Source organism: Streptomyces sp. NPDC031100, assembly GCF_055570785.1.
Map to the genome: position 1 here is coordinate 17,455 of NZ_JBVIGN010000009.1, position 25,879 is coordinate 43,333.

Genomic DNA, 25,879 nt, shown 5'->3' on the forward strand with positions numbered 1-25,879 from the left:
ACCTGCGACCGGAGGAGTGCAGTGGCAGCCAACGACCGGGCAGCAGCTCCCGGAAAGTCCGGTGGGAGTGCCGGTTCCGATGGCCTGATGCGCGCCTCACTGAGCGCCGTGGCTCCGGGCACGCCCCTGCGTGACGGCCTGGAGCGGGTCCTCCGCGGCAACACCGGCGGGCTCATCGTCCTCGGCTCCGACAAGACCGTCGAGGCGATGTGCACGGGCGGTTTCGTCCTGGACGTCGAGTTCACCGCCACCCGGCTGCGGGAGCTGTGCAAGCTCGACGGCGGCATCGTGCTCTCCTCCGACCTGTCGAAGATCCTCCGCGCCGGCGTCCAGCTGGTGCCGGACCCGACGATCCCCACGGAGGAGACGGGCACACGGCACCGCACGGCGGACCGGGTCTCGAAGCAGGTCGGCTTCCCGGTGGTCTCCGTCTCCCAGTCGATGCGGCTGATCGCCCTGTACGTGGACGGCCAGCGGCGCGTGCTCGAAGACTCCGCGGCGATCCTCTCCCGCGCGAACCAGGCGCTGGCCACCCTGGAGCGGTACAAGCTCCGCCTGGACGAGGTCGCGGGCACGCTGTCGGCGCTGGAGATCGAGGACCTGGTGACGGTCCGGGACGTGTCGGCGGTCGCCCAGCGTCTTGAGATGGTCCGACGCATTGCCACCGAAATCGCCGAATATGTGGTCGAACTGGGCACGGACGGTCGTCTTCTGGCACTCCAGCTGGAGGAGTTGATCGCCGGGGTCGAGCCCGACCGCGAGCTGGTCGTCCGGGACTACGTCCCCGAGCCCACGGCGAAGCGCTCCCGCACGGTCGAGGAGGCGCTCGCCGAGCTGGACGCCCTCAGCCACGCGGAACTGCTGGAACTGGGCACGGTGGCGCGTGCGCTGGGTTACACGGGCTCCCCCGAGACCCTCGACTCGGCGGTGTCCCCGCGGGGCTTCCGCCTCCTGGCGAAGGTGCCGAGATTGCCGGGCGCGATCATCGACCGTCTGGTGGAACACTTCGGCGGCCTGCAGAAGCTGCTCGCTGCCAGCGTGGATGACCTGCAGACGGTGGACGGCGTCGGAGAAGCCCGGGCGAGGAGTGTGCGCGAAGGTCTGTCCCGCCTGGCGGAGTCCTCCATCCTCGAGCGGTACGTCTGACCTCGGGCTGTCGGGTCCGTCGTGGGCTGCGGGTCCGTCGTGGCTGATCGCGCCCACGCGGCGGGGCCGCACATCGATACAGCCCCGTGCCCCTGGGGGTTGCGGCGCCGTCCGCCGCAATCGCACCGTCCGTAGCAGCCGACAGCAGCCGCTAATCCGCCGACAGCACGAACGACGTCTGGCCCTTGGCGAACCCCGGCGCCTCGGCCTCCAGCAGATACGTCCCGGGCTTCGCCGACCCCGCCGGAGGCGTCGCGCACTGCGGGGCACTCGGCTTGCGGTCCCACTGCACGGTGTACGTGATGCTCTGCCCCGCAGGCACCCGGAACACCAGGCTCGCAGCGCCCTTCGGGCAGTCGGCCGAGGACCAGAAGGGGTCACTGCTGTCGGCCGGGGTGATGGTCAACACCGCCTTCTTCGGCCCGAGATCGACCTTGCAGTCCGCGGACGACGTGTTCTTCGCGGTGAGTTCGAACGCCGGCGCCTGGTCCGGCGAGTACGCGTTGTGCCGGCTGCGCAGGGTCAACGTGACCGCTCCGGGGGTGCAGTTGGGCAGCGAGGAGGACGCCGGCAGCGTGTCGCCCGTACCGACCTGGCCGCCACCGGACCCCGAACCGCCGCCGTCGGACCCCGCCGAGCCGGAGCCGCCCTTGTCGTCCGAACCGGAGCCGTCGCCCGACCCGGAACCGCTCCCACCGGAGTCCCCGCCGCCCGACTCGTCGCGCCCGCCCGGATGTTGGCTGATCGCGGGCCCCGGGGAGGAGGGCCCCGGCGTGATCGTGGAGGCGGGATTCTTGCCGCTGGACCCCGCGTTGTTCTTCTTGCCGCCCCCGCCGCCGGCGGTGACGATCCAGGTGATCAGCAGCGCCAACAGGGCGACCACGGACAGCAGTACGACCCTCCGTCGCCAGTAGATGGTGGAGGGAAGCGGCCCGACCGGATTGCGCAGAGATCCCACGGCGCAAACTGTACGAGAGATCGGCGCGCTTGCTTGCCCCACCCGCCGCCCCAGCCTCAACTTTTCCGGATCATCATCCCGGCAACTGCCGCGGGAGAAAGGGTCCTTCACACACGGCAACCCGACGCAACGCTCCGCAACCGTGCTGTCACCGGCTCTGTCCGCCCGACCCGTGGCAGGATCAGAAGGCCATGACTGAGAAGCTTCACGCCCCCGTGATCGCCTGGTTCGACATCCACGCCCGCGACCTCCCCTGGCGCCGCCCGGAGGCGGGCCCGTGGGGCGTGATGGTCAGCGAGTTCATGCTCCAGCAGACCCCGGTGAGCCGGGTCCAGCCGGTCTACGAGCAGTGGCTGGCCCGCTGGCCGCGCCCCGCCGACCTCGCCGAGGAGGCCCCCGGAGAGGCCGTGCGCGCCTGGGGCCGGCTCGGCTATCCGCGCCGCGCCCTGCGTCTGCACGGCGCCGCGGTCGCCATAACGGAACGGCACGGCGGGGACGTACCGACGGATCACGCGCAGCTGCTGGCGCTGCCCGGGGTCGGCGAGTACACGGCCGCGGCGGTGGCCTCCTTCGCCTACGGGCAGCGGCACGCGGTGCTGGACACGAACGTGCGCCGGGTTTTCGCCCGGGCGGTGACCGGGGTGCAGTACCCGCCGAACGCCACCACGGCCGCCGAGCGCCGGCTGGCCCGTGAGCTGCTGCCCGAGGACGAGAAGACCGCCGCCCGCTGGGCCGCCGCGTCCATGGAGCTGGGCGCGCTCGTGTGCACAGCGAAGAACGAGGGGTGCCAGCGGTGCCCGATCGCCACGCAGTGCGCCTGGCGGCTCGCGGGCAAGCCGGAGCACGAGGGGCCGCCGCGGCGCGGGCAGACGTACGCCGGTACGGACCGGCAGGTGCGCGGCAAGCTGCTCGCCGTGCTGCGGGAGGCGCACGCGCCGGTGCCACAGGTGGCGTTGGACCGGGTGTGGCACGAGCCGGTGCAGCGTGCCCGCGCTCTCGACGGGCTCGTCACGGACGGTCTGGTGGAGCCGCTGCCCGGCGGTCTGTACCGGCTTCCGCTGAGCTGACGCACAGCCACATCACAGCGTCAGGGCCCTCGTTACGCACCACTCAGCCCCACAAAGCGCCCCATAAAGGGACATAAGGGCCACCCTTCATACCCCGAACCTGCTTCCGTTACACAACCGACGGACAGCCGATTGCTAGCCGCAGGCTGCTTCGCACAGCCCCGTGACAAGAGGTCCGTAGTTTCTTGCTCGTGCCCGGCAGACCACGGGACAGCGGTACAGCGGGACTTCAGGCACAGGCCGGGAGTACACGGGGAACGGAGGCGGTTGATCATGGCGCAGGGCGAGGTGCTCGAGTTCGAGGAATACGTCCGCACCCGGCAGGACGCGCTGCTGCGCAGCGCCCGCCGGCTCGTCCCGGACCCGGTCGACGCCCAGGACCTGCTGCAGACCGCGCTGGTGCGGACGTACGGCCGCTGGGAGGGCATCGCCGACAAGCGGCTCGCGGACGCCTACCTGCGCCGGGTGATGATCAACACCCGTACCGAGTGGTGGCGTGCGCGCAAGCTGGAGGAGGTCCCGACCGAGCAGCTGCCGGACGCCTCCGTCGACGACTCCACCGAGCAGCACGCCGACCGGGCGCTCCTCATGGACATCATGAAGGTTCTCGCTCCGAAGCAGCGCAGTGTCGTGGTGCTGCGACACTGGGAGCAGATGTCCACGGAGGAGACGGCCGCGGCCCTCGGCATGTCGGCCGGTACGGTCAAGAGCACGCTGCACCGGGCGCTCGCCCGGCTCCGCGAGGAGCTGGAGGCCCGCGATCTGGACGCACGCGCGCTGGAGCGTGAGGAGCGGGAGCGTTGCGCGGCCTGACCGAGGCCGGGCCCAGCGAGGCCCGAGTTGGTTCTCTGGCGGTGATCACGGCTGTGGCCTCGATCGCCGCCCTCGCCCTTTTCACCGCCTCGTGCAGCAGCGGCGGCGAGGGGGCCCGGGACGAGGGCCCGGCGCACGCGTCCGCCATGGCGGGCGCCGTCGCCTCGCCGTCGCCCAGCCCCTCCGATTCCTACCGGCACGTGGACGCCGTGGACCTGCTCAAGAACGACCCCGCGGTCTCGGCGTCCGTCAAGCGGGACCTGAAGCCGTGCGACGGCGACGATGATCCGGTCGACGTCACCTACGGCGATCTGACCGGCGGCTCCGTGGACGACCTTCTGATCAACGTGTCGACATGCAGTGACTGGGTGGGCATCGGCACGTACGTGTACCGGGACGTCAAAGGCACGTACAAGAATGTGTTCAAGGCGGAGGACTCGCCGGTCGTCGGGGAGATCGACGGCACCGGCCTGACCGTGACCAAGCAGGTGTACGACACGGACGATCAGATGTCGAACCCGTCCAGGGAGACCGTGATCACCTACAGGTGGCAGGCGGACCGGTTCACCGAGCGGTACAGGCACGACACCGAATACAGCAGAACCGGCGGCGACGCGGCGTCCGCGTCGGACGGCTGAACCCCCCACGCACGCACATCACAAGGACTGAGAGCACCGGGATGGCAGACCAGACCCACGTCCTGTTCGTCGAGGACGACGACGTCATCCGCGAGGCCACGCAGCTCGCCCTGGAGCGGGACGGCTTCGCGGTCACCGCGATGCCCGACGGCCTGTCGGGCCTGGACGCGTTCCGGGCGAACCGGCCGGACATCGCGCTGCTGGACGTCATGGTTCCGGGCCTGGACGGCGTCAGCCTGTGCCGTCGTATCCGGGACGAGTCGACCGTGCCGGTGATCATGCTCTCGGCGCGGGCCGACTCCATCGACGTCGTCCTCGGCCTGGAGGCAGGCGCCGACGACTATGTGACCAAGCCGTTCGACGGCGCCGTCCTGGTCGCCCGGATCCGCGCGGTGCTGCGCCGCTTCGGACACGCCGGCGGGGCCGCGTCGGCCGAGGAGTCCCCCTCGCACGTGAACGCGGGCCCGCTGACCTTCGGTGACCTGGAGATCGACACCGAGGGCATGGAGGTGCGCCGGGCCGGGCAGCCGGTGGCGCTCACCCCGACCGAGATGCGGCTGCTGCTGGAGTTCTCCTCCGCGCCCGGGACGGTTCTTTCCCGCGACAAGCTCCTTGAGCGGGTGTGGGACTACGGCTGGGGCGGGGACACCCGGGTCGTCGACGTCCATGTGCAGCGGCTGCGCCAGAAGATCGGCCAGGACCGGATCGAGACGGTCCGCGGCTTCGGCTACAAGTTGAAGGCCTGAGCGAGGCGGTCATGCGGGGGATCATTCGGCGCCCGGTGGGGTGGGCGGAGCGTGCGGGCCTCAAGACGGGGCTCAGATGGAAGCTCAGCGCGGCGATCGCGCTGGTCGCCGGGCTGGTGGCGATCGTGCTGAGCCTGGTCGTGCACAACGCGGCCCGGGTCTCGATGCTGGACAACGCGCGCGACCTGGCCAACGAGCGCGTCCAGATCGCCCAGGGCAACTACGAGCGGTACGGGCGGCCGAACTTCCCCAACATCAAGATCGACGACGCCGCGCTGCCTCCCGCGCTGCGCGAGGGGGTCGAGGGGGGCCGCCGGGTCAGCGACGTCTCGGACCACGGCGGAGGGCCACCGGACATCTGGGCGGCCGTACCCGCCAAGGACGGGCATGTGCTGTCCCTGCACACCCACTTCCCGGACCGTTCCACGAACGTGATGAAGGACCTCGACCGGGCCTTGTTCATCGGGTCCATCGCGGTCGTGTTCGGCGGCAGCGCGCTCGGCGTGCTGATCGGCGGGCAGCTGTCGCGGCGGCTGCGCAAGGCGGCGGCCGCGGCGGGCCAGGTCGCCAAGGGCGAGACGGACGTACGGGTGCGGGAGGCCATCGGCGGCGTCGTACGGGACGAGACCGACGATCTCGCGCGCGCGGTGGACGCCATGGCGGACGCGCTGCGGCAGCGTCTGGAGGCCGAGCGGCGGGTCACCGCCGACATCGCGCACGAGCTGCGCACCCCGGTGACCGGGCTGCTCACCGCCGCCGAACTGCTGCCGCCCGGCCGCCCCACCGAACTGGTCCTGGACCGCGCGAAGGCCATGCGCACCCTCGTCGAGGACGTCCTGGAGGTGGCCCGCCTGGACAGCGCCTCCGAGCGGGCCGAGTTGCAGGACATCATGCTGGGCGAGTTCGTGACCCGGCGCGTGGCCGCCAAGGACCCGGACGTCGCCGTACGGGTGGTGCACGAGTCGGAGGTCACCACCGATCCGCGCCGCCTGGAGCGGGTGCTGTTCAACCTGCTCGCCAACGCCGCCCGGCACGGCAAGCCGCCGATCGAGGTCACCGTCGAGGGCCGGGTCATCCGGGTCCGTGACCACGGCCCCGGCTTCCCCGAGGCGCTGCTCGCCGAGGGCCCGAGCCGCTTCCGCACCGGCAGCATGGACCGGGCGGGCACGGGTCACGGCCTCGGCCTGACCATCGCGGCCGGCCAGGCCCGGGTGCTGGGTGCCCGCCTGACCTTCCGCAACGTTCGGCCTGCCGGCGCGCCCGACCACATCCCGGCGGAGGGCGCGGTCGCCGTCCTCTGGCTTCCGGAACACGCCCCGACGAACACCGGCAGCCATCCGATGCTGCCGCTGTCCGGGGGCGCCGGCTGAGCACGCCCGGCAGGTGCACTCAGGTGGTCGCCACGAGGAGTTCTTCCCCGCGCGAGGGCCGCAGGCCGTCCGCCCGGTCGGCGAAGTAGCGCGCGGTGAGGTCCTCGGCCGTGACATGGCGGACCTCACGGAATCCGGCCGCCCGGGCCAGGTCCAGGATCTGCGGCGGCGTGAAGAAGCTGAGGAAGGGTGTTCCGGAGGCGCGGGCGCCGGTCACGGCCGCCTGGAGCTGCGGACGCTGGTCCGGCTCGACGTCCTCCAGCGGCCGCAGGAAGGTCGTGACCAGCGTGGAGCCCGCGGCGAGCGTGGCGACGAGGCGGAACATGGCCTCGACCGCGTCCCTGGTGAGATACATCGTGACGCCGGTGGCGGCGACCACCGCCGGCCGGCCGGGATCCAGCCCGGCCGTGACCAGCTGCTCCCACCAGTCCCCCTCGAAGTCGACGGGCACCAGCCGCAGCCACTCGGGGACGCCGTACCCGAGCTCGGCCAGGCGCTGTCTCTTCCAGGCCTGCGGTCCTGGCCGGTCGACCTCGAACACCCGCAGCGCGGAGGCGATTTCCGGCCGCCGCTGGGCGAAGGTGTCCAGTCCGGCGCCCAGCAGGACGTACTGGTCGACGCCCCGGGCGGCCTGGTCCGCGACGAGATCCTCCACGAAGCGGGCACGTGCCGCGATGGAGGCGCGGGTGCGCCGTGTGGCCCGGGCATCCATGTCGGGGCGGCCGCGCCAGCCCTCGTCCGGGGCCGCGAGCCGCAGCCCGATCTCGTCCTCGATCACATGCGGCGGCGGATCGGCCCGGACGTGCAGGGCCCGCCACAGGGCGACCCGCACGGCCGTGTGGTCCGCCGCGACCGTCTCCTCGCGCATGCCGTGTCCTCCCGGCCGTCCGGTCAGCCGAAGTCCTTCGAGAAGTCCAGCTCCTCGCTGCGCTCGGTCAGCGAGTACCAGTTGCCGTTGTCGTCCCGGAAGATCGCCTCGATGCCGTACGGCCGCTCCTGCGGCTCCTGGAGGAACTCCACGCCCCGCGCCTTGAACCGCTCGTAGTCCCCGCGGCAGTCGTCCGTACGGAACGCCCCGGCCCCCAGCACCCCCTTGGCGACCAGTTTCTTCAGCGCCTCGGCGGACTCGGGGTCCAGGCCCGGGCCGTCCAGGCTCATCAGGGCCAGCTCCACACCGGGCTGGTCCTTGGCCCCGACGGTGACCCAGTGCATGTCGCCCATGGCGAGGTCGCTGCGCACCTCGAAGTCCAGCTTCTCGGTGAAGAAGGCCTTCGTGCGCTGCTGGTCGAAGGTCCATACGGTGGTGATGCCCAGGCCCTTGATCATGGCTCCGCTCTCCTGTCGGCAGGCTGCTGTTCCTGCTCGTCACCGTAGGCAGGGGCGGGCTCGGCGTGCTTCCTCAAAGTTGCGGTGTTGAAGCCGCCCGCCCAGAGCATGGCGTAGCAGCCCGGTATGAGGGAGGCGCCGCGGCCCACGTGCTTCGTGCGGAACTCGCTCGGGGTGAGCCCGGTGCGGGCCTTGAAGCTGGTGGAGAAGGTGCCGAGGCTGCTGAAGCCGACGAGGGTGCAGATCTCGGTCACCGTGAGGTTGGCACTGCGCAGCATCTCCTCGGCCCGCTCGATCCGCCGGTGGGTCAGATACTGCCCCGGCGTCTCGCCGTACGCGTCCTTGAAGGCGCGCAGGAAGTGATACCGCGAGTACCCGGCATGCGCGGCCACCGCGTGCAGATCCAGCCCGGGGTCGGCCCAGTCACGGTCCATGGCGTCCTTGGCGAGACGCAGCCGGCGCATCTTGTCCATGAGGCCGATGGTGACACGGGGGACTGACAGTGGCTGGGCATGGCGAAGGCCCCCGGGGCGGACACCAACCGGGGGCCTTCAGCTCAAGGACTTGCTCAGACCGCCTCGATCACCGGCGCCGGAGCAGCCTCGGCGCTGTCACCCGAGGCCTTCTGGGGCCCGCCCTTCAGCGGCACCTCCTTCACGAACAGCGCCACGATCAGCACGATCACCGCGATCGCCGCGCCCAGCAGGAACGCCGCGTGCGTACCGGCGGACACCGCGTACTGGTACGCCTCCCGGATCGGGGCCGGCAGCATCTTGAGGTGCTTCGCGTCCAGCGCGGCGGACTTCTCGGTCATGTGCTTGCCCAGCGCGCCGCCCCGCTCGGCCATGACGTCCTGGACCCTGTGGTTGAACAGGGCGCCCATGATGGCGACACCGAAGGAGGAGCCGAGCGTACGGAACAGGGTCGAGGACGAGGAGGCCACGCCCATGTCCTTCATCTGCACGCTGTTCTGCGCCACCAGCATGGTGATCTGCATCAGGCAGCCCATGCCGAGGCCCAGCACGGCCATGTAGATGCCGGAGGTCAGCCGGGTCGTACCGGTGTCCATGAGCGACAGCAGGTACAGGCCGACGATCATCAGCGCACCACCGATGATCGGGAAGGCCTTGTAGCGGCCGGTGTTGGTGGTGATCCGTCCGGCGATCATCGAGGTCACGAGCATCGCGCCGAGCATCGGCAGGAGCAGCAGACCCGAGTTGGTCGCGGAGGCACCCTGCACCGACTGCTGGTACAGCGGCAGGTAGAGCGTCGCGCCGAACATCACGAAGCCGGTGATGAAGCCGATGAGGGACATCAGCGTGAAGTTGCGGCTGCGGAAGATGTGCAGCGGCAGCACCGGCTCGGCGGCCTTGGTCTGCCAGAACACGAACCCGATCAGCGTGGCCACGCCGATGCCGATCAGCTCCATGATCCGCGCGGACGTCCACGCGTACTCGCTGCCGCCCCAGGTGGTGACCAGCACGATCGAGGTGATGCCGACGGTCAGCAGCGCGACGCCCAGGTAGTCGATGCGTGCCTGCGCCCGCTTCTTCGGCAGCTGCAGCACGGCGGTGACCAGGACGAGCGCGACCGCGCCGAGCGGCAGGTTGATGTAGAAGGACCAGCGCCAGCCCCAGTTGTCGGTGATCGTGCCGCCGACCAGCGGGCCGCCGATCATCGCCAGTGCCATGACACCGGCCATCATGCCCGTGTACTTGCCGCGCTCCCGCGGCGGGATCAGGTCGCCGATGATCGCCATGACGCCGACCATCAGACCGCCGGCGCCGAGTCCCTGCACGGCCCGGAACCCGATGAGCTGGCCCATGTCCTGGGCCATGCCGCTCAGCGCGGAGCCGATCAGGAAGATCACGATCGAGCTGAGGAAGGCGCCCTTGCGGCCGTACATGTCGCCGATCTTGCCCCAGACCGGCGTCGAGGCCGCGGTCGCCAGGGTGTACCCGGTCACCACCCAGGACAGGTGCTCCAGGCCGCCCAGATCACCCACGATCGTCGGCATCGCCGTGCCCACGATCATGTTGTCGAGCATCGCGAGCATCATCGCGATCATGAGCGCGAGCAGGACCACCCGCACGCTCTTCGGCTGTTTCTCCGGCTGGTCCGGCATCCCCTGGGCCGCCACGGCCGCCTCCGTGTCCGCCATCTCTCCTACTCCCCCTCGGGGCTGCTACTTACTTGCCGCCCGGCTAGTTCTCACTACACTGGGAAGGTAGACCTGTCACTAGCCGGGCGTCAAGTAAGTTTCCGCGGGAGCGCGAGGAGTACGAGGATGGGCGGCACCATGGACGGCACCAAGCAGCAGCGCCGCGGCAACACCCGCCAGCGCATCCAGGACGTCGCGCTCGAACTCTTCGCCGAGCAGGGCTACGAGAAGACCTCGCTCCGCGAGATCGCCGAGCGTCTCGACGTCACGAAGGCGGCCCTGTACTACCACTTCAAGACGAAGGAAGAGATCATCGTCAGCCTCTACGAGGACCTGACGCAACCGATCGAGGACCTGATCGAGTGGGGCCGACAGCAGCCGCAGACACTGGAGACCAAGCACGAGATCGTACGGCGCTACAGCGACGCACTGGCCGGCGCGGCACCGCTGTTCCGCTTCATGCAGGAGAACCAGGCGACGGTACGGGAACTGCGCATCGGCGAGACCTTCAAGGACCGGATGCGTCTCCTCAGGGACATCATCATCGACCCCGAGTCCCCCCTGGTCGACCAGGTCCGCTGCGTCAGCGCGCTCTTCACGCTGCACGCCGGGATGTTCCTGATGCAGGACCTGGAAGGCGACCCCGAGAAGAAGCGCAAGGCCATTCTCGAGGTCGCCGTGGACCTGGTCACGCAGGCACATGAGGGCGCCCGCAGGGAGGGCTAGCTCAGACCGTGACGCCCTGGGCGCGCAGGAAGGTGACCGGGTTGATCGCGGAGCCGTAGTTCGGGGTCGTCCGGATCTCGAAGTGCAGGTGCGGGCCGGTCGAGTTGCCGGTGCTGCCCGAGAGGGCGATGTGCTGGCCGGTCTTCACGACCTGGCCGATCTTGACGTCGATCCGGGACAGGTGCGCGTACTGCGAGTAGGTGCTGTCGCCATGCTTGATGACGACGGCGTTGCCGTACGCGGGGCCGTCACCGGCGCCGTTGGGGCCGGCCTTGACGACGGTGCCGCCGTGCGCGGCGAGAACCTCGGTACCGGTCGGCACGGCGAAGTCCTGACCGCTGTGCTTGGCGACCCAGTGGCTGCCGGACTGCATGAAGCTGGCCGAGAGCGTGTACTTCTTCACCGGGTCCACCCAGGAGGTCGCGGACGGATCGGCGGCGCTCGCCACCCCGGTCCCCAGCACGGCCGTGGCGCCCACTCCGGCGGCCAGGACGGTCACGCGGGTACGGAGCGAGGACGTACGGGAAGAGCGGGACATGAAGCGCTGGAACATGTGGACCTCGTGGGCTCGGGGACAGAATCACCACCCAGCGCACTGACGTCCGCCGGACGGGCCAGTCATTGGTAACCCGAGGTCCCATTCCCGCTCAATGCCCGCTATCTACGGCGTCACGTAGTAGATGAACCAAAAATCACCCAATCCTTGACAGACACTAACTCCTTGGACATCAACCCCAACGACGTCGGCTTTTCAGGCATGATTCCGGGGTGAACGTCCCTTTTTGCCTGATATCGGATCCCACTATCTCGGCTAGTAACGGACATTTCGCCTGTGCGCCATATCACCGGCTCGATAAACCGTCGGCCTGAGAAATGTGACGCACACCTCTAGGCACCTACCCATCGGTAACCTTACGGTTCCCCTCGCGCCACCCTCGCCACAGATCATGCCCCTGACAGTTCACCGTTCAGGCCGTGCAGCGTACGGACGTGAGAGGACCCCCACCGATGACCAGACGCCCCTGGGCGCACCGGATTGCCGCCACCGCCGTCTCCGTGGCCGCGCTCACCGCGCTGGCGGCTCCGGCCGAGGCCGCGAACGCGACCGCGAGCAGCACCTCCGCCACGGCCACCGCCGCCAAGGTCGACTACGCCACCTGGCAGAAGGACTGCCAGGCGGTGATGGGCCAGGCCCTGCCGTACCTGAAGGACCGCATCGCCGCCGCCAAGCCCGGTGAGAAGCAGGCGATCGTCTTCGACATCGACAACACCACGCTGGAGACCGACTTCGGCTTCAGCTACCCGCAGCCGGCCAACAAGCCGGTGCTGGACGTCGCCAAGTACGCCCAGGAGCACGGCGTCTCGCTGTTCTTCGTCACCGCCCGTCCGGGCATCATCTACTGGCCGACCGAGTACAACCTCGAGTACGACGGCTACGACGTCTCCGGCCTCTACGTGCGCGGCCTGTTCGACCTCTTCAAGGACGTCGCCGCCTACAAGACCGCGCAGCGCGTCGACATCGAGAACAAGGGCTACACGATCATCGCGAACGTCGGCAACAGCGCCACCGACCTGTCGGGCGGCCACGCCGAGAAGACGTTCAAACTGCCGGACTACAACGGGCAGTTGTCGTAACCCTTCGGGAATTCGGCGCTCGCGCGCGATGCGGCCGCGAGTGTGCATGCGAAAAGGGGCCGGTGCTCGAAAGCACCGGCCCCTTTTCACTCGACCGTGACGCTTACGCGTCCTTGCTCAGGTTCGGCCCGGCACCGCCGGCCGCCTGCTCGATCGGCGGGACGTCCGGCAGAGCCGACTTCTCCTCACCCCGGAAGGTGAAGGTCTGGGACTCGCCCTCGCCCTCGGTGTCCACGACCACGATGTGACCGGGGCGCAGCTCGCCGAAGAGGATCTTCTCCGAGAGCGTGTCCTCGATCTCGCGCTGGATGGTGCGACGCAGCGGACGCGCGCCCAGCACCGGGTCGTAACCCTTCTTGGACAGCAGCTCCTTGGCGGACTGGGAGAGCTCGATGCCCATGTCCCGGTCCTTCAGGCGCTCGTCCACCTTGCTGATCATCAGGTCGACGATCCGCAGGATGTCCGCCTGCGTCAGCTGCGGGAAGACGACCACGTCGTCGACGCGGTTGAGGAACTCGGGCCGGAAGTGCTGCTTGAGCTCGTCCTGGACCTTGTTCTTCATGCGCTCGTAGTTGGTCTTCGTGTCACCCGAGGCCGCGAAGCCCAGGTTGAAGCCCTTGGAGATGTCCCGGGTGCCGAGGTTGGTCGTCATGATGATGACCGTGTTCTTGAAGTCCACGACCCGGCCCTGGGAGTCGGTCAGGCGACCGTCCTCCAGGATCTGCAGCAGCGAGTTGAAGATGTCCGGGTGGGCCTTCTCGACCTCGTCGAAGAGGACGACGGAGAACGGCTTGCGGCGGACCTTCTCGGTCAGCTGGCCGCCCTCTTCGTAGCCCACGTAGCCGGGGGGCGAACCGAAGAGACGCGACACCGTGTGCTTCTCGCTGAACTCCGACATGTCGAGGGAGATCAGCGCGTCCTCGTCACCGAAGAGGAACTCGGCGAGCGCCTTGGACAGCTCGGTCTTACCGACACCGGAGGGGCCGGCGAAGATGAACGAACCACCCGGACGCTTCGGGTCCTTCAGACCCGCACGCGTACGGCGGATCGCCTTCGACAGCGCCTTGACGGCGTCGTTCTGGCCGATGACCCGCTTGTGCAGCTCCTCCTCCATGCGGAGCAGGCGGCTGGACTCCTCCTCGGTCAGCTTGAAGACCGGGATGCCGGTGGCCGTGGCGAGGACCTCGGCGATCAGCTCGCCGTCGACCTCCGCGACGACGTCCATGTCGCCGGCCTTCCACTCCTTCTCCCGCTTGGCCTTGGCGGCCAGGAGCTGCTTCTCCTTGTCACGCAGGGAGGCGGCCTTCTCGAAGTCCTGCGAGTCGATCGCGGACTCCTTGTCCCGGCGGACGGCGGCGATCTTCTCGTCGAACTCGCGCAGGTCCGGCGGAGCGGTCATCCGGCGGATGCGCATCCGGGAACCGGCCTCGTCGATCAGGTCGATCGCCTTGTCCGGCAGGAAGCGGTCCGAGATGTAGCGGTCGGCCAGGGTGGCGGCCTGGACCAGGGCCTCGTCCGTGATGGAGACGCGGTGGTGGGCCTCGTACCGGTCGCGCAGACCCTTGAGGATCTCGATCGTGTGCGGCAGGGAGGGCTCGGCGACCTGGATGGGCTGGAAGCGGCGCTCCAGGGCCGCGTCCTTCTCCAGGTGCTTGCGGTACTCGTCCAGCGTGGTCGCACCGATGGTCTGCAGCTCACCGCGGGCCAGCATCGGCTTCAGGATCGAAGCGGCGTCGATGGCGCCCTCGGCGGCACCCGCACCGACCAGCGTGTGCAGCTCGTCGATGAACAGGATGATGTCGCCGCGGGTGCGGATCTCCTTGAGCACCTTCTTCAGGCGCTCCTCGAAGTCACCGCGGTAGCGGGAGCCGGCGACCAGGGCGCCGAGGTCCAGCGTGTACAGGTGCTTGTCCTTGAGCGTCTCGGGCACCTCGCCCTTGACGATGGCCTGGGCGAGGCCCTCGACGACGGCGGTCTTGCCGACGCCGGGCTCACCGATCAGCACCGGGTTGTTCTTGGTACGGCGGGACAGCACCTGCATGACCCGCTCGATCTCCTTCTCGCGCCCGATGACCGGGTCGAGCTTGGACTCACGAGCGGCCTGGGTGAGGTTCCGGCCGAACTGGTCCAGGACGAGGGAGGTCGAGGGGGTGCCCTCGGCCGGGCCGCCGGCGGTGGCGGTCTCCTTGCCCTGGTAACCGGAGAGCAGCTGGATCACCTGCTGCCGCACCCGGTTGAGGTCTGCGCCCAGCTTGACCAGGACCTGGGCGGCGACGCCCTCGCCCTCACGAATCAGGCCGAGCAGGATGTGCTCCGTGCCGATGTAGTTGTGGCCCAGCTGAAGGGCCTCGCGGAGCGACAGCTCCAGGACCTTCTTGGCACGGGGGGTGAAGGGGATGTGGCCGGACGGGGCCTGCTGGCCCTGGCCGATGATCTCCTCCACCTGCTGGCGGACCGCCTCAAGCGAAATGCCGAGGCTCTCCAGGGCCTTAGCGGCGACACCTTCGCCCTCGTGGATGAGACCCAGGAGGATGTGCTCGGTGCCGATGTAGTTGTGGTTGAGCATCCGGGCTTCTTCCTGAGCCAGGACGACAACCCGCCGCGCGCGGTCGGTGAACCTCTCGAACATCGTTAATCGCTCCTCAGAGCGGTCAGGCAGTGGGGGGAACTTCCCCTCCCTGTCCTTCCGCAGCTTAGTCCCGCAAGCGGGGACCGCTCATTCCAACTGCCGACACCGTCGATGGCCTCCTGACCCCGAACGCCGACATCTGCTCCAACCCGATGGTGCGAGACGATGTTCCCGCAGGCCAGGCAGTTACCCCACTCGCCACTACGCCGATGGCGAACGTGAGACGGCCCGTCCTGCGCGTCGCCCCCTCCCACTAGGCATCTCTTACCCGCAGGGACTGACACTCCATGCCGCGCGCGCCGGTCCCCTCCGCTATGGGCGAACAACCTTGCGCCTCCCCGAACCCCCGCGCGCCCCCTGCCGGGCACTCTGCGCAATCATCAGAACACCCAGCGTAACCCGCGCTTCGGTTCGGCTGTTTCACTTGGCATGGCTGGCTCGGTCCCGACCTCCACTGTCCCCCTTCCTCGCCGTCCCTTCGACCCGAAGGTCCCCAGACCCTCGAACGGCCGGGACGGTCAGCACGCCCGGGCCCGGGACTGGTACGAGAACGATCTGGGGTGGCCGACGGTGCCCGGATGCCCCTTGCGCCTGGTCACGGGGGTGCGGTTCGACGTCCTGGACGTGCCGGCCGAGGCGGGCGCCGCGGCGCTCAGGCATCTCGCGCCGGGCTCTCCGGTGGCCCTGCGGGGTGACCGGATGCGGCTGCTGGTGGCCGCGGGCAGCGCGGAGGAACTGCCGGAGCTGCTGGACTGGCTGGAATGGGGGCCGCTGGCGCTGGACCTGCGGGCCCTGGGTGCGGGCGGCCTGATGGAGGCGCCTACTCCGCCCGAGCGGGCCTGCGGCGGGACGCGGCCGCTGCGCGGCGACCGGCCGGCCGCCGTTCCCGTGCAGGGGGCCGCCGTGTGGCTGCGGCCCCCCGGGCCGGGGGGCGAGGTCGAGGCCTCGCTGCCGGCGTTGCCGGCCATGGGGGGCCTGGACGGCGCCCCCGATCTCGTACGACTGGTGGACACGGTGGCAGCGCAGTGCCACCGGATCCGGCTGCGGCGCGCGAGCGCCCGGCCGCCCGCCTGCCGGCGAAATCAGCCGTTGGCCTTCTCGTAGGCCTCGCGAATGGACGCGGGAACACGGCCGCGGTCGTTGACCTCGAAGCCGTTTTCCTTCGCCCAGGCACGGATCTGGGCGGTGTCCTGGCTGCCGCCGGAAGCGACCCGCGCCTTTCCACGTCCGCCCGAGGCGCGGCCTCCGGTACGACGACCACCCTTCAGATAGGGGTCGAGAAGGCCACGCAGCTTGTCCGCATTGGCGGTCGTGAGATCGATCTCGTACGTCTTGCCGTCCAACGCGAACGTCACGGTCTCGTCCGCCTCGCCGCCGTCGAGGTCGTCGACAAGAAGGACCTGAACCTTCTGTGCCACCGGATTTCCTTTCATCGATAACGTGAGGGCCAGGGGGTGTGCGGCGTCCGCCGTTTCGCCGCCCCTGTTATATGCAGTACTGCAGTACGTCGGAAAGCAAACCGCTTTTGCCGGAAAAACACAAACCCTCGGGAGAGGCCCGAGGCCCGCTCCCGTCCGGAAACATGCGCGTTTCGGACATAGGGAACCGGGGCAATGACGATCACAGATGCAGAAGCATCCGGCTGTTGCCCAAGGTGTTCGGTTTCACTCGTTCGAGACCGAGGAACTCAGCGACACCCTCGTCATAGGAACGCAACAGCTCCGCGTACACATCGGTGTCGACCGGTGTCTCCCCGATCTCCACGAACCCGTGCTTCCCGAAGAAGTCCACTTCGAAGGTCAGACAGAAAACGCGGCGAACGCCGAGCCAGCGCGCGGTCTCCAGCAACTTCTCCAGCAACTGATGCCCCACGCCCGCGCCCTTGAGGCCGGGCTTCACCGCGAGAGTGCGGACTTCCGCGAGGTCTTCCCACATGACGTGCAGCGCGCCGCAGCCGACCACCTCGGCGTTGTCGTCGCGTTCCACGACCCAGAACTCCTGGATGTCCTCGTAAAGGGTGACCGTGGCTTTGTCGAGCAGGATGCGGTCACGGACGTAGGCGTCGAGGAGGCGGCGTACGGCCGGGACATCGCTGGTCCGGGCCCGCCGGACGGTGATGGCTTTCGGGGTCACTTCGGGACGCTCTGCTGACATGAGCGGACGCTATCGCCCGGCGGCCTCCCCCGCCGCGCCGGGGTTCTCCTCTTGCGCGGCTTGCGGGGCTTCCTGGGTTTCCGGTCCCTGGACGATGCGTACGGCGTCCCTGAGGGCCTGGCGCTGTTCCTCGCTCATCATCCCGAAGAAGGCGACGAGAGCGGCGGCCGGGTTGTCGCTCTGCGACCAGGCGTCGTTCATCAGGGCGGCTGCGTACGCGGCCCGTGTCGAGACGGCCTCATATCGATAGGCACGTCCTTCGGCCTCTCGGCGCACCCAGCCCTTCTGATGGAGATTGTCCAAAACGGTCATCACGGTGGTGTACGCGATGGACCGTTCCTGCTGCAGGTCTTCCAGGACTTCTCGAACGGTCACCGGGCGGTTCCACTTCCACACCCGCGTCATGACCGCGTCTTCGAGTTCTCCCAATGGGCGAGGCACAGCTCAGAACAATAGTGGGAGATCCCGGCAATGGCGTGCCGGACGTGCACTTAGGCTACAAACGCGAACAAAAAGGGCGTACGACTCGGAAAGCACTGGGACAGAAGGGGCCCCTGGGTGTGCAGAGTCGTACGCCCGGAGTTCGTACGGTTCAGGCGTCGCCGCCGGCGGAGGTCCGGCGTGCGCCCTCCGTGCGCGCGAGGGCGGCGTCCACGGCCGCGTCCTCCTTGGCCTTGGCGGCCCCGCCCTGGGTCTTCACGATCACCCTGACCACACCGATGAAGAACACGGCCATGACGACCGGGGGCACGAGTGCGGAGACGTAGTCCATGGCTCCAGGGTAGCCACGCGGGCCGGGGCGAATCGGGCGGGGTGGGCGAACCGGCCCTTCAGCCGGCGGCGAGCTGCCGCGACTTGGCCGGCCCCGTGGGGGCGGCGGGCGGCTGGGGCGGCTTGCGCCGTGGGAAGACCTCGCCGGGTGTGGGGATGGGGCGCTTCGGGGCGGCCGGTTCGGTGGCCGGGCGCTCGGCGGGACGTCCGGGAGGGGCCTGACCGGGCTTCGGAGCGGGCTTCTCGGCGGGTTTCTCCGGGTCGTCGGACTGAGCGGCCGGGATCTCGCCCGCACCGCCGGGAAGGGCCATCAGGCGCGTCCTGGAGGGGGGTACGGCGGGGGCGGGGACCTTGCGGGCGCCCTGGGCGAAGCGTGCCCGTACGTCCTGCTCGGCTAGCGCCTGGCAGCGGTCCAGCAGGGCGGCCGCGACGGGGTTGCCGCGCAGCGCCCGGAGCGCGGCGAGGTCGTCCGGCGTCGGCCGGTGCCCGGCGCCCAGCGCCTCCTCGAGGAGCGCGAGGTAGCCGGCGGCGGTGCCCGGCAGGGCGGTGCGGTACCGGCCGAGGTCCGCCACCAGGAAGGCGCGCAGCCTGGCACCCTCGTGCATCGCCTCGTCGAGGGTCTCGGCGAGGAGGAAGCAGTCCTTGACGTCCTCGGCGGACGCTCGGCCGGGGTGAAGGGCGAGGGCGAGAGCGCGGCGGAGCACACGCAGCTCCTCCGCGCCGAACGCCATGCCGCCGCGGGATCCGTATGGCGTGGGCATGCGGCGACGCTACCGCTAATCGGACAAAAGTGACGAATCGGAATGCTGTGTCGTCGCGTGTCGTTACGAGGTTCCCCCGACCGGGGTCACACGCGCGCGTGGAGCGTGAAAACCGGCGTCGTGTAGAGCGCGAGAACCGGCGCCCGCTGCGGGCGCCGGACTCTCACATCCGCGACACGTTCCGTTCGTACACCAGGCGCAGACCGATCAGGGTCAGCCACGGCTGGTGCTCGTCGATCACCGAGGACTCGCCCAGCACCATCGGCGCGAGGCCGCCCGTGGCGATCACCGTGACGTCGTCGGGGTCGTCGGCCAGCTCCCGGGCCATCCGGCCCACCACTCCGTCGACCTGCCCGGCGAAGCCGTACACGATGCCCGACTGCATGGCCTCGACGGTGTTCTTGCCGATCACGTTCCGCGGCCGGGCCACCTCGATCTTCCGCAGCTGCGCGGCCTTGACCCCGAGGGCCTCCACCGAGATCTCGATGCCGGGGGCGATCACCCCGCCGACGTACTCCCCGCGCGCGGAGATCGCGTCGAAGGTTGTCGCCGTACCGAAGTCGACGACGATCGCCGGTCCGCCGTACAGCTCGTTCGCCGCGACCGCGTTGATGATGCGGTCGGCGCCGACCTCCTTGGGGTTGTCGAACTGGATCGGCACGCCCGTCTTCACGCCCGGCTCGACCAGCACCGCGGGCACGTCGCCGTAGTAACGCCGGGTGACCTCGCGCAGCTCGTGCAGCACGGACGGCACGGTCGCGCAGATCGCGATGCCGTCGATGCCGTCGCCCAGCTCCTCGCCGAGCAGCGGGTGCATGCCCATCAGGCCCTGGAGCAGCACCGCCAGCTCGTCCGCCGTGCGGCGCGCGTCCGTGGAGATCCGCCAGTGCTCGACGATGTCCTCGCCGTCGAACAGGCCGAGCACGGTGTGCGTGTTACCGACGTCGATCGTGAGCAGCATGGCCGTTACTCCGCCTCGCGCAGGTCCAGGCCGATGTCGAGGATCGGCGAGGAGTGGGTGAGGGCGCCGACGGCCAGGAAGTCCACACCGGTGTCGGCGTACATGCGCGCGGTGTCGAGCGTGAGCCGGCCGGAGGCCTCCAGCAGCGCCCGCCCGCGGACGATCCCGACGGCCTCCGCGCACTCCTCGGGCGTGAAGTTGTCCAGCAGGATCAGGTCGGCGCCCGCCTCGACGACCTCGCGCAGCTGGTGCAGGGTGTCGACCTCGACCTCGATCGGCACCTCCGGAAAGGCCTCCCGTACGGCCTTGAAGGCCTGCGCGACGCCCCCGGCGGCCACCACGTGGTTGTCCTTCACCAGGGCCGCGTCGGAGAGCGACATGCGGTGGTTGACGCCCCCGCCGCAGCGCACCGCGAACTTCTCCAGCGAGCGCAGCCCCGGCGTGGTCTTGCGGGTGTCCCGCACGCGCGCCTGGGTGCCCTCCAGCACGTCCGCCCACGCGCGCGTGGCGGTCGCGATGCCGGACAGACGGCACAGGAGGTTGAGGGCGCTGCGCTCGGCCGTGAGCAGGTCACGCGTGCGCGTGGTGACCGACAGCAGCTTCTGCCCGGCCTCGACGCGGTCGCCGTCCTCGACGTGCCGCTCGACCTCGAACTCGTCCGTGCAGACCACGGAGAGCACGGCCTCGGCGACCCGGAGGCCCGCCACCACGCCGGCCTCACGCGCGGTGAAGTCGGCGGTGGCCACCGCGTCCTCGGGGATGGTCGAGACGGTCGTCACGTCCACGCCGCCGGCCAGATCCTCCTGGATGGCGACGTTGGCGATGTCCTCGACCTCGATGGGGTCGAGCCCGGCAGCGGCCAGCAGCTCGGCGAGCGCGGGGTCGAGCCCGCTCTCCAGGTACTCCTCGTCGCCCTCGGCGCCGCAGGCGCAGCCGTCACCGCAGCCGCCGGTCGGGGCGAGGGGAAGGTCGTCGGTGCTCACTTGTTCTGCTCCTGGGGACGCTGGTGGTGCCGGGTGGGCCGGGTCGGGGGGAAGTCTGCGGTGTCCGTGGTGCGTACGGCCAGCGACCGGTCGGGATTGAGCCGTACGACGATGTGGCGCCGCCAGTTCGTGTCGTCGCGCTCGGCGCGGTCCTCGCGCCAGTGGCAGCCGCGGGTCTCCTCGCGCAGCCGGGCGGCGGCGACCAGGACGCGGGCCACGCACAGGAGGTTGGTGGCCTCCCAGGTGTCGACGCCCGGCTCGGCGGTCTTGCCGTTCTCCTCCAGGGCGTCGCGGGCCTCGCTGTGCAGCCGCTGGAGCTGGTCCGCGGCCTTGTCCAGGGAGTCCGCCGAACGGAGTACGCCCGCTCCCTCGGTCATGATCCGCTGGATGGCGAACCGGGCCTCGGGGGCGAGCAGCGGGTACTCGGGCTTCTCGGGGTCCGGGACCGGTGCGGGCACGCGCGCGTGGAGGCCTTCCGCGGCGTGGGCCGCCGCGATGTCGGCGGCAATGCGCTCGGCGTAGACGAGGCCTTCGAGGAGGGAGTTGGAGGCGAGCCGGTTGGCGCCGTGCACGCCGGTGCAGGCGACCTCGCCGCACGCGTACAGGCCGGGGACGGTCGTACGCCCCTGTGCGTCGGTGCGGATGCCTCCGGAGGCGTAGTGGGCGGCCGGGGCGATCGGGATGGTCTCGGTGACCGGGTCGATGCCGTTGGCGCGGCAGGCGGCCAGGATGGTCGGGAAGCGGTGTTCCCACATGTCGGCGCCGAAGTGCCGGGCGTCGAGGAACATGTGCTCGGCGTCCTGCTCCTGCATCCGCCGCATGATGCCCTTGGCGACGATGTCCCGGGGCGCCAGCTCGGCCAGCTCGTGCTGCCCGACCATGAAGCGCACGCCGTTCCCGTCGACCAGGTGGGCGCCCTCGCCGCGCACCGCCTCGGAGACGAGCGGCTGCTGGCCCTCGGCGTCCGCGCCGAGGAAGAGCACGGTCGGGTGGAACTGCACGAACTCCAGGTCGCTGATCTCCGCGCCCGCGCGCAGCGCCAGCGCCACGCCGTCGCCGGTCGACACGGACGGGTTGGTGGTCGCGGAGAACACCTGGCCCATGCCGCCGGTGGCGAGGACGACCGCGGGGGCGTGCACGGCACCCACGCCGTCGTGCTGCCCCTCGCCCATCACGTGCAGGGTGACGCCCGCGGTACGGCCGTCGGTGTCCGTGAGCAGGTCCAGGACCAGCGCGTTCTCGATCATGCGCACCCCACGCGCGCGTGCGGCCTCCACGAGCGCGCGGGAGATCTCCGCGCCGGTCGCGTCCCCGCCCGCGTGCGCGATGCGGCGGCGGTGGTGGCCGCCCTCGCGGGTGAGCTGGATGTCGCCCTCGTCGTCGGTGTCGAAGTGGGCGCCGGTGGAGATCAGCCGCCGTACCGCGTCCGGTCCCTCGGTGACGAGGATCCGTACCGCGTCCTCGTCGCACAGGCCCGCGCCCGCCACCAGGGTGTCCTCGAGGTGCTGCTCGGGGGTGTCGCCCTCGCCGAGGGCGGCGGCGATGCCGCCCTGCGCCCAGCGCGTGGAGCCGTCGTCCAGGCGGGCCTTGGTGACGACGACCGTCGTCAGGCCCGCGGCCTCGCAGCGCAGGGCGGCGGTCAGGCCGGCCACTCCGGAGCCGACGACGACCACGTCCGCGGAGATGGACCACCCGGGGGCGGGCGCGTGCAGTCGTATGCCTGTGCTGGTCACGAGGCGGCTCCGAGGGATCCGAAGGTGAGAGGGAGGTTGTCGATCAGCCGGGTGGTGCCCACCCGGGCGGCCACGGCGAGGACGGCCTCGCCGGTGAAGTCGTCACCGATCTCGGTGAAGTCCGACGGGTCCACCAGGGCGAGGTAGTCCAGCCGGAGCGGCGGGTCGAGGCGCGCGGCCTCGTCCAGGACCTGGCGGGCAGCCGCGCGGACGGCCGCCGGGCCGCCGGGCGCGGCGGTGGCCACGGCGTGCGCGTCGGCCGCCGCGCGGGACTCTCCTATGGCGCTCAGCGCCTCGGCACGCGCGTGCGTGGAGGGCACTTCGCGGGCCCGCGCGCGCAGCGCCTCCTGCGCGGCGTGCCGGTCCCGGCCGGCGAACAGGGCGCGGGACAGGGTGAGGGCGGTACGGCGCTCGTCGGGCGAGAGGTAGCGGTTGCGGCTGGACAGCGCGAGCCCGTCGTCCTCACGCACGGTCGGTACGGCGACGATCTCGACGCCGAAGTTCAGGTCCCGCACCATGCGCCGGATCAGGGCCAGCTGCTGGGCGTCCTTCTGCCCGAACAGGGCCACGTCGGGGCGGGTGAGGTGCAGCAGCTTGGCGACGACGGTGAGCACGCCGTCGAAGTGCCCGGGCCGCGAGGCGCCCTCCAGGCGCTCGCCCATGGGGCCCGCGGAGATGCGCACCTGGGGTTCGCCGCCCGGGTACACCTCGTCCGCGGCGGGCGCGAACACGGCGTCGGCGCCCGCCTGTTCGGCGAGCTTCAGGTCGGCTTCGAGGGTGCGCGGGTAGCGGTCCAGGTCCTCGCCGGCGCCGAACTGCAGCGGGTTGACGAAGACGGTGACGACGACCTCGCCGCCTGGGCCGGCGATCTCGCGCGCGGTACGGATCAGCGTGGCGTGGCCCTCGTGCAGGGCGCCCATGGTCATCACGACGGCACGGCGGCCGTGGCGCACGCGCGCGTGCAGCTCGTCGGCGGTGCTCAGCAGGGCGGTGGTCATCAGGCGTTCCCCTCGGTGCCGTTCGTGCCGTTGATGCCGTTCGTGCCGGTGGATCCGTCGGCCAGCACGCCGAGCAGGTCCTCGGCGAGTTCCGGCTTCAGCAGGCCGTGGGCGAGAGCCCGGTCGGCGGTCGCGCGGGCCATCGCCAGATAGCCGGCGACGGTCTGCGGGGCGTGCCTGCGCAGTTCGGTGACATGCGCGGCGACCGTGCCGGCGTCCCCGCGCGCGACCGGCCCGGTGAGCGCCGCGTCGCCGGAGCGCAGCGCGTTGTCCAGGGCGGCGCCGAGCAGCGGGCCGAGCATCCGGTCGGGGGCCTCGACGCCGGCCGTGCGCAGCAGCTCCATGGACTGGGCGACCAGGGTCACCAGGTGGTTGGCGCCGAGGGCGAGGGCCGCGTGGTAGAGCGGGCGGTTCTCCTCGCTGATCCACTCGGGCTCGCCGCCCATCTCGATGACCAGGGCCTCGGCGGCCAGGCGCAGCTCCTCGGGCGCGGTGACGCCGAAGGAGCAGCCCGCCAGACGCTGGACGTCCACGGGGGTGCCGGTGAAGGTCATCGCCGGGTGCAGCGCCAGCGGCAGCGCCCCCGCGCGCGTGGCGGGGTCGAGCACCTTCGCGCCGTACCGCCCGGAGGTGTGCACGAGCAGCTGCCCCGGCCGTACGGCGCCGGTCTCGGCGAGGCCGGCGACCAGGCCGGGCAGGGCGTCGTCGGGGACGGTGAGCAGGACGAGGTCGGCGCGCTGCAGGACTTCGGCGGGCGGCACCAGCGGCACGTCGGGCAGCATCGCCTCGGCGCGCCTGCGGGAGGCGTCCGAGACTCCGGAGACGGCCACCGGACGGTGCCCGGCGAGCTGGAGGGACGCGGCCAGGGCGGGGCCCACGCGTCCGGCGCCGACGACGCCGACCGTGAGCCGCGCGGGGCGGTCCTTGAGATCTGGCTGGTGGACTGTACTCACGCGACAGCGGCCTTCCCGTTCCAGTCCGCTCTGGGTACCGGACGATTTCTCGTCATGTTAACGCTATCGGGTCGGGCGGCGGCCGGTTGTCCACAGGCTGTGGGTTTCGCCACGCCCCGGGGCCACCGGGAAATCCCGCTGCCGCACGCCGGTCTGCCGGGGCATCATCCACGGCATGACTGAAACGGCTGAGCAGGGCGAAGAGCGGTCGGCGGAGGAACTGCTGCGGCAGCGGCGCAGGACCGCCCAACTGGAGGCGCGGCGGGTCCTGTCGCGCGCAGGCTGGCGGGGCACGATCCGCGAACGGCTCGCGCTGCTCCAGGAGGCGGCCCCCGAGGTGTACGACCTGGACGAGCCGACGGACGTCTACGGCGACCGGATCGTGGCCGCCCTGGAGGAACGCGTCGCGGCGCTGCTCGGCACGGAGGCCGCCGCGTTCTTCCCGACGGGCACGATGGCGCAGCAGGTGGCCCTGCGCTGCTGGGCCGCCCGCACCGGCAACCCCACGGTGGCCCTGCACGCCCTGGCCCACCCCGAGGTGCACGAGCGGCATGCGCTCAGCCAGGTCAGCGGTCTGCGTCCGGTCCGGGTGACCGGTGAGCCGCGGCTGCCCACGGCCGACGAGATACGCGACTTCCCGGAGCCCTTCGGGGCGCTGATGCTGGAGCTGCCCCTGAGGGACGCCGGTTTCGTGCTGCCCACCTGGGAGGAGCTGACCGAGGTCGTGGAGGCGGCGCGGGAGCGCGACGCGGTGGTGCACTTCGACGGCGCGCGCCTGTGGGAGTGCACCGTCCACTTCGAGCGCCCCCTGGAGGAGATCGCGGGCCTGGCGGACAGCGTCTACGTGTCGTTCTACAAGTCCCTAGGCGGCTTCGGCGGCGCCGCCCTGGCCGGCCCGAGGACGCTGATCGAGGAGGCGAGGACCTGGCGGCACCGCTACGGCGGCATGATCTTCCAGCAGTTCCCGACCGTGCTGTCGGCACTCGTCGGCCTGGAGCGGGAGCTGCCCCGGCTGCCCGATTACGTGCGCCACGCGCGCGTGGTCGCCGCCGCGCTGCGCGAGGGGTTCGCCGAGGCCGGACTGCCGTGGGCGCGCGTGCACCCCGAGGTGCCGCACACCCAGGAGTTCCAGGTCTGGCTGCCGTACGACGCCGACGTGGTGGCCAAGGCGGCGGTGCAGCAGGCCGAGGAGACCTCGGTGATGCTCTTCGCGAGCGGCTGGGACAGCCCTGCGCCCGGCCTGGCGTACACCGAGGTCGGCATCCGCTCCGCAGGCCTGGAGTGGACGGCCGCGGACGTCCGGGCGGCCGCCGCGGAGTTCGTGAGCCGGCTGCCCGGGAGGGCATAGAG

27 protein-coding genes are annotated in these 25,879 nt (G+C 70.6%); 10 read left to right on the forward strand and 17 right to left on the reverse strand.

Features of this window, described 5'->3' with window-relative positions; genetic code table 11:
• Positions 1-21 precede the first annotated feature (21 nt).
• Positions 22-1,146 carry a DNA integrity scanning diadenylate cyclase DisA gene (gene disA / locus ACZ5DS_RS24655; protein ID WP_468242231.1) on the forward strand — a complete coding sequence of 375 codons (1,125 nt, stop codon included), beginning with the start codon at positions 22-24 and terminating at the stop codon, positions 1,144-1,146.
• A gap of 151 nt (positions 1,147-1,297) precedes the next feature.
• Here disA and ACZ5DS_RS24660 read toward each other — a convergent pair whose 3' ends face one another.
• Complete coding sequence (locus ACZ5DS_RS24660; RefSeq protein ID WP_468242233.1) at positions 1,298-2,104, reverse strand: hypothetical protein; 807 nt, start codon at positions 2,102-2,104, stop codon at positions 1,298-1,300.
• A 191-nt stretch (positions 2,105-2,295) separates the two neighbouring features.
• Between ACZ5DS_RS24660 and ACZ5DS_RS24665 the strand changes: the two genes are divergently transcribed.
• The 5 genes from ACZ5DS_RS24665 (at position 2,296) to cseC (ending at position 6,738) form a co-directional block, all read left to right on the forward strand.
• The gene (locus tag ACZ5DS_RS24665; RefSeq protein WP_468242235.1) at positions 2,296-3,171 is read left to right on the forward strand and encodes an HhH-GPD family protein; all 876 of its coding nucleotides are present in this window, start codon (positions 2,296-2,298) and stop codon (positions 3,169-3,171) included.
• 273 nt (positions 3,172-3,444) lie between these two features.
• Positions 3,445-3,984, forward strand: coding sequence for a SigE family RNA polymerase sigma factor (locus tag ACZ5DS_RS24670; protein WP_067006350.1), 540 nt, complete (start codon positions 3,445-3,447; stop codon positions 3,982-3,984).
• A complete protein-coding gene (locus ACZ5DS_RS24675; protein WP_468242239.1) occupies positions 3,972-4,622 on the forward strand; it encodes a hypothetical protein in 651 nt (216 codons plus the stop codon). Before ACZ5DS_RS24670 ends, ACZ5DS_RS24675 begins: the two co-directional genes overlap by 13 nt.
• A 41-nt stretch (positions 4,623-4,663) precedes the next feature.
• The gene (gene cseB, locus ACZ5DS_RS24680; protein ID WP_468242241.1) at positions 4,664-5,368 is read left to right on the forward strand and encodes a two-component system response regulator CseB; all 705 of its coding nucleotides are present in this window, start codon (positions 4,664-4,666) and stop codon (positions 5,366-5,368) included.
• A gap of 11 nt (positions 5,369-5,379) precedes the next feature.
• Positions 5,380-6,738: a two-component system sensor histidine kinase CseC gene (cseC, locus tag ACZ5DS_RS24685; RefSeq protein WP_468242244.1), complete on the forward strand. Its 1,359-nt coding sequence runs from the start codon at positions 5,380-5,382 to the stop codon at positions 6,736-6,738.
• 19 nt (positions 6,739-6,757) lie between these two features.
• On the opposite strand, the gene ACZ5DS_RS24690 is transcribed toward cseC, so the two are convergent.
• The 4 genes from ACZ5DS_RS24690 to ACZ5DS_RS24705 form a co-directional block, all read right to left on the reverse strand.
• Entirely contained in the window at positions 6,758-7,606 is an 849-nt protein-coding gene (locus ACZ5DS_RS24690) for a class I SAM-dependent methyltransferase (RefSeq protein ID WP_468242246.1), read from the reverse strand.
• 23 nt (positions 7,607-7,629) lie between these two features.
• Entirely contained in the window at positions 7,630-8,064 is a 435-nt protein-coding gene (locus ACZ5DS_RS24695) for a VOC family protein (protein ID WP_468242248.1), read from the reverse strand.
• On the reverse strand, positions 8,061-8,528 hold the full coding sequence (locus ACZ5DS_RS24700; protein WP_468242977.1) for a helix-turn-helix transcriptional regulator: 468 nt from the start codon (positions 8,526-8,528) through the stop codon (positions 8,061-8,063). The genes ACZ5DS_RS24695 and ACZ5DS_RS24700 overlap by 4 nt, the downstream gene beginning before the upstream one ends.
• Before the next feature lie 104 nt (positions 8,529-8,632).
• Positions 8,633-10,225: an MDR family MFS transporter gene (locus ACZ5DS_RS24705; RefSeq protein ID WP_468242251.1), complete on the reverse strand. Its 1,593-nt coding sequence runs from the start codon at positions 10,223-10,225 to the stop codon at positions 8,633-8,635.
• Positions 10,226-10,351: 126 nt separating this feature from the next.
• Here ACZ5DS_RS24705 and ACZ5DS_RS24710 point away from each other — a divergent pair, with 126 nt between their 5' ends.
• The gene (locus tag ACZ5DS_RS24710) at positions 10,352-10,951 is read left to right on the forward strand and encodes a TetR/AcrR family transcriptional regulator (RefSeq protein WP_468242253.1); all 600 of its coding nucleotides are present in this window, start codon (positions 10,352-10,354) and stop codon (positions 10,949-10,951) included.
• 1 nt (position 10,952) lies between these two features.
• On the opposite strand, the gene ACZ5DS_RS24715 is transcribed toward ACZ5DS_RS24710, so the two are convergent.
• The gene (locus ACZ5DS_RS24715; protein ID WP_468242256.1) at positions 10,953-11,504 is read right to left on the reverse strand and encodes a M23 family metallopeptidase; all 552 of its coding nucleotides are present in this window, start codon (positions 11,502-11,504) and stop codon (positions 10,953-10,955) included.
• A 455-nt stretch (positions 11,505-11,959) separates the two neighbouring features.
• Between ACZ5DS_RS24715 and ACZ5DS_RS24720 the strand changes: the two genes are divergently transcribed.
• Positions 11,960-12,586, forward strand: coding sequence for an HAD family acid phosphatase (locus ACZ5DS_RS24720; RefSeq protein WP_468242258.1), 627 nt, complete (start codon positions 11,960-11,962; stop codon positions 12,584-12,586).
• A 103-nt stretch (positions 12,587-12,689) separates the two neighbouring features.
• On the opposite strand, the gene ACZ5DS_RS24725 is transcribed toward ACZ5DS_RS24720, so the two are convergent.
• A complete protein-coding gene (locus ACZ5DS_RS24725; RefSeq protein ID WP_468242261.1) occupies positions 12,690-15,215 on the reverse strand; it encodes an ATP-dependent Clp protease ATP-binding subunit in 2,526 nt (841 codons plus the stop codon).
• Positions 15,216-15,644: 429 nt separating this feature from the next.
• On the opposite strand from ACZ5DS_RS24725, the gene ACZ5DS_RS24730 reads away from it, so the two are divergent.
• Positions 15,645-16,319, forward strand: coding sequence for an SCO3374 family protein (locus tag ACZ5DS_RS24730; RefSeq protein WP_468242263.1), 675 nt, complete (start codon positions 15,645-15,647; stop codon positions 16,317-16,319).
• On the opposite strand, the gene ACZ5DS_RS24735 is transcribed toward ACZ5DS_RS24730, so the two are convergent.
• From ACZ5DS_RS24735 to ACZ5DS_RS24780, 10 genes are all read right to left on the reverse strand, one after another.
• Positions 16,298-16,633: a histone-like nucleoid-structuring protein Lsr2 gene (locus ACZ5DS_RS24735; RefSeq protein ID WP_468242265.1), complete on the reverse strand. Its 336-nt coding sequence runs from the start codon at positions 16,631-16,633 to the stop codon at positions 16,298-16,300. The two genes, ACZ5DS_RS24730 and ACZ5DS_RS24735, sit on opposite strands and share 22 nt — an antisense overlap.
• Positions 16,634-16,835: 202 nt before the next feature.
• Entirely contained in the window at positions 16,836-17,369 is a 534-nt protein-coding gene (locus tag ACZ5DS_RS24740) for an amino-acid N-acetyltransferase (protein ID WP_468242268.1), read from the reverse strand.
• 9 nt (positions 17,370-17,378) lie between these two features.
• Complete coding sequence (locus ACZ5DS_RS24745) at positions 17,379-17,774, reverse strand: BlaI/MecI/CopY family transcriptional regulator (RefSeq protein WP_468242270.1); 396 nt, start codon at positions 17,772-17,774, stop codon at positions 17,379-17,381.
• Between the two features lie 187 nt (positions 17,775-17,961).
• Positions 17,962-18,141: a hypothetical protein gene (locus tag ACZ5DS_RS24750; protein WP_468242273.1), complete on the reverse strand. Its 180-nt coding sequence runs from the start codon at positions 18,139-18,141 to the stop codon at positions 17,962-17,964.
• Between the two features lie 58 nt (positions 18,142-18,199).
• Entirely contained in the window at positions 18,200-18,871 is a 672-nt protein-coding gene (locus ACZ5DS_RS24755) for a hypothetical protein (RefSeq protein ID WP_468242980.1), read from the reverse strand.
• 193 nt (positions 18,872-19,064) lie between these two features.
• Positions 19,065-19,862 (reverse strand): type III pantothenate kinase, encoded by a 798-nt coding sequence (locus tag ACZ5DS_RS24760; protein ID WP_468242275.1) that lies wholly within the window; start codon positions 19,860-19,862, stop codon positions 19,065-19,067.
• A 5-nt stretch (positions 19,863-19,867) separates the two neighbouring features.
• A complete protein-coding gene (gene nadC / locus ACZ5DS_RS24765) occupies positions 19,868-20,845 on the reverse strand; it encodes a carboxylating nicotinate-nucleotide diphosphorylase (protein ID WP_468242277.1) in 978 nt (325 codons plus the stop codon).
• Complete coding sequence (locus tag ACZ5DS_RS24770; protein ID WP_468242279.1) at positions 20,842-22,578, reverse strand: L-aspartate oxidase; 1,737 nt, start codon at positions 22,576-22,578, stop codon at positions 20,842-20,844. Before ACZ5DS_RS24770 ends, nadC begins: the two co-directional genes overlap by 4 nt.
• Positions 22,575-23,576 (reverse strand): pantoate--beta-alanine ligase, encoded by a 1,002-nt coding sequence (panC, locus tag ACZ5DS_RS24775; RefSeq protein WP_468242281.1) that lies wholly within the window; start codon positions 23,574-23,576, stop codon positions 22,575-22,577. Before panC ends, ACZ5DS_RS24770 begins: the two co-directional genes overlap by 4 nt.
• Complete coding sequence (locus ACZ5DS_RS24780) at positions 23,576-24,529, reverse strand: Rossmann-like and DUF2520 domain-containing protein (RefSeq protein ID WP_468242284.1); 954 nt, start codon at positions 24,527-24,529, stop codon at positions 23,576-23,578. The genes panC and ACZ5DS_RS24780 overlap by 1 nt, the downstream gene beginning before the upstream one ends.
• Positions 24,530-24,704: 175 nt before the next feature.
• Here ACZ5DS_RS24780 and ACZ5DS_RS24785 point away from each other — a divergent pair, with 175 nt between their 5' ends.
• Positions 24,705-25,877 carry a threonine aldolase family protein gene (locus tag ACZ5DS_RS24785; RefSeq protein ID WP_468242286.1) on the forward strand — a complete coding sequence of 391 codons (1,173 nt, stop codon included), beginning with the start codon at positions 24,705-24,707 and terminating at the stop codon, positions 25,875-25,877.
• Positions 25,878-25,879 lie beyond the last annotated feature (2 nt).

Coding starts and splice junctions, on each gene's coding strand:
- ACZ5DS_RS24690 (WP_468242246.1), bottom strand. CDS start 7,606: ATGCGCGAGGAGACGGTCGCGGCGGACCACACGGCCGTGCGGGTCGCC.
- ACZ5DS_RS24785 (WP_468242286.1), top strand. CDS start 24,705: ATGACTGAAACGGCTGAGCAGGGCGAAGAGCGGTCGGCGGAGGAACTG.
- ACZ5DS_RS24715 (WP_468242256.1), bottom strand. CDS start 11,504: ATGTTCCAGCGCTTCATGTCCCGCTCTTCCCGTACGTCCTCGCTCCGT.
- cseC (WP_468242244.1), top strand. CDS start 5,380: ATGCGGGGGATCATTCGGCGCCCGGTGGGGTGGGCGGAGCGTGCGGGC.
- ACZ5DS_RS24745 (WP_468242270.1), bottom strand. CDS start 17,774: ATGACGCGGGTGTGGAAGTGGAACCGCCCGGTGACCGTTCGAGAAGTC.
- cseB (WP_468242241.1), top strand. CDS start 4,664: ATGGCAGACCAGACCCACGTCCTGTTCGTCGAGGACGACGACGTCATC.
- ACZ5DS_RS24700 (WP_468242977.1), bottom strand. CDS start 8,528: ATGCGCCGGCTGCGTCTCGCCAAGGACGCCATGGACCGTGACTGGGCC.
- ACZ5DS_RS24665 (WP_468242235.1), top strand. CDS start 2,296: ATGACTGAGAAGCTTCACGCCCCCGTGATCGCCTGGTTCGACATCCAC.
- ACZ5DS_RS24720 (WP_468242258.1), top strand. CDS start 11,960: ATGACCAGACGCCCCTGGGCGCACCGGATTGCCGCCACCGCCGTCTCC.
- ACZ5DS_RS24760 (WP_468242275.1), bottom strand. CDS start 19,862: ATGCTGCTCACGATCGACGTCGGTAACACGCACACCGTGCTCGGCCTG.
- ACZ5DS_RS24755 (WP_468242980.1), bottom strand. CDS start 18,871: ATGGCGTTCGGCGCGGAGGAGCTGCGTGTGCTCCGCCGCGCTCTCGCC.
- ACZ5DS_RS24750 (WP_468242273.1), bottom strand. CDS start 18,141: ATGGACTACGTCTCCGCACTCGTGCCCCCGGTCGTCATGGCCGTGTTC.
- ACZ5DS_RS24670 (WP_067006350.1), top strand. CDS start 3,445: ATGGCGCAGGGCGAGGTGCTCGAGTTCGAGGAATACGTCCGCACCCGG.
- ACZ5DS_RS24725 (WP_468242261.1), bottom strand. CDS start 15,215: ATGTTCGAGAGGTTCACCGACCGCGCGCGGCGGGTTGTCGTCCTGGCT.
- ACZ5DS_RS24705 (WP_468242251.1), bottom strand. CDS start 10,225: ATGGCGGACACGGAGGCGGCCGTGGCGGCCCAGGGGATGCCGGACCAG.
- ACZ5DS_RS24695 (WP_468242248.1), bottom strand. CDS start 8,064: ATGATCAAGGGCCTGGGCATCACCACCGTATGGACCTTCGACCAGCAG.
- ACZ5DS_RS24740 (WP_468242268.1), bottom strand. CDS start 17,369: ATGTCAGCAGAGCGTCCCGAAGTGACCCCGAAAGCCATCACCGTCCGG.
- panC (WP_468242281.1), bottom strand. CDS start 23,576: ATGACCACCGCCCTGCTGAGCACCGCCGACGAGCTGCACGCGCGCGTG.
- ACZ5DS_RS24710 (WP_468242253.1), top strand. CDS start 10,352: ATGGGCGGCACCATGGACGGCACCAAGCAGCAGCGCCGCGGCAACACC.
- ACZ5DS_RS24730 (WP_468242263.1), top strand. CDS start 15,645: ATGGCTGGCTCGGTCCCGACCTCCACTGTCCCCCTTCCTCGCCGTCCC.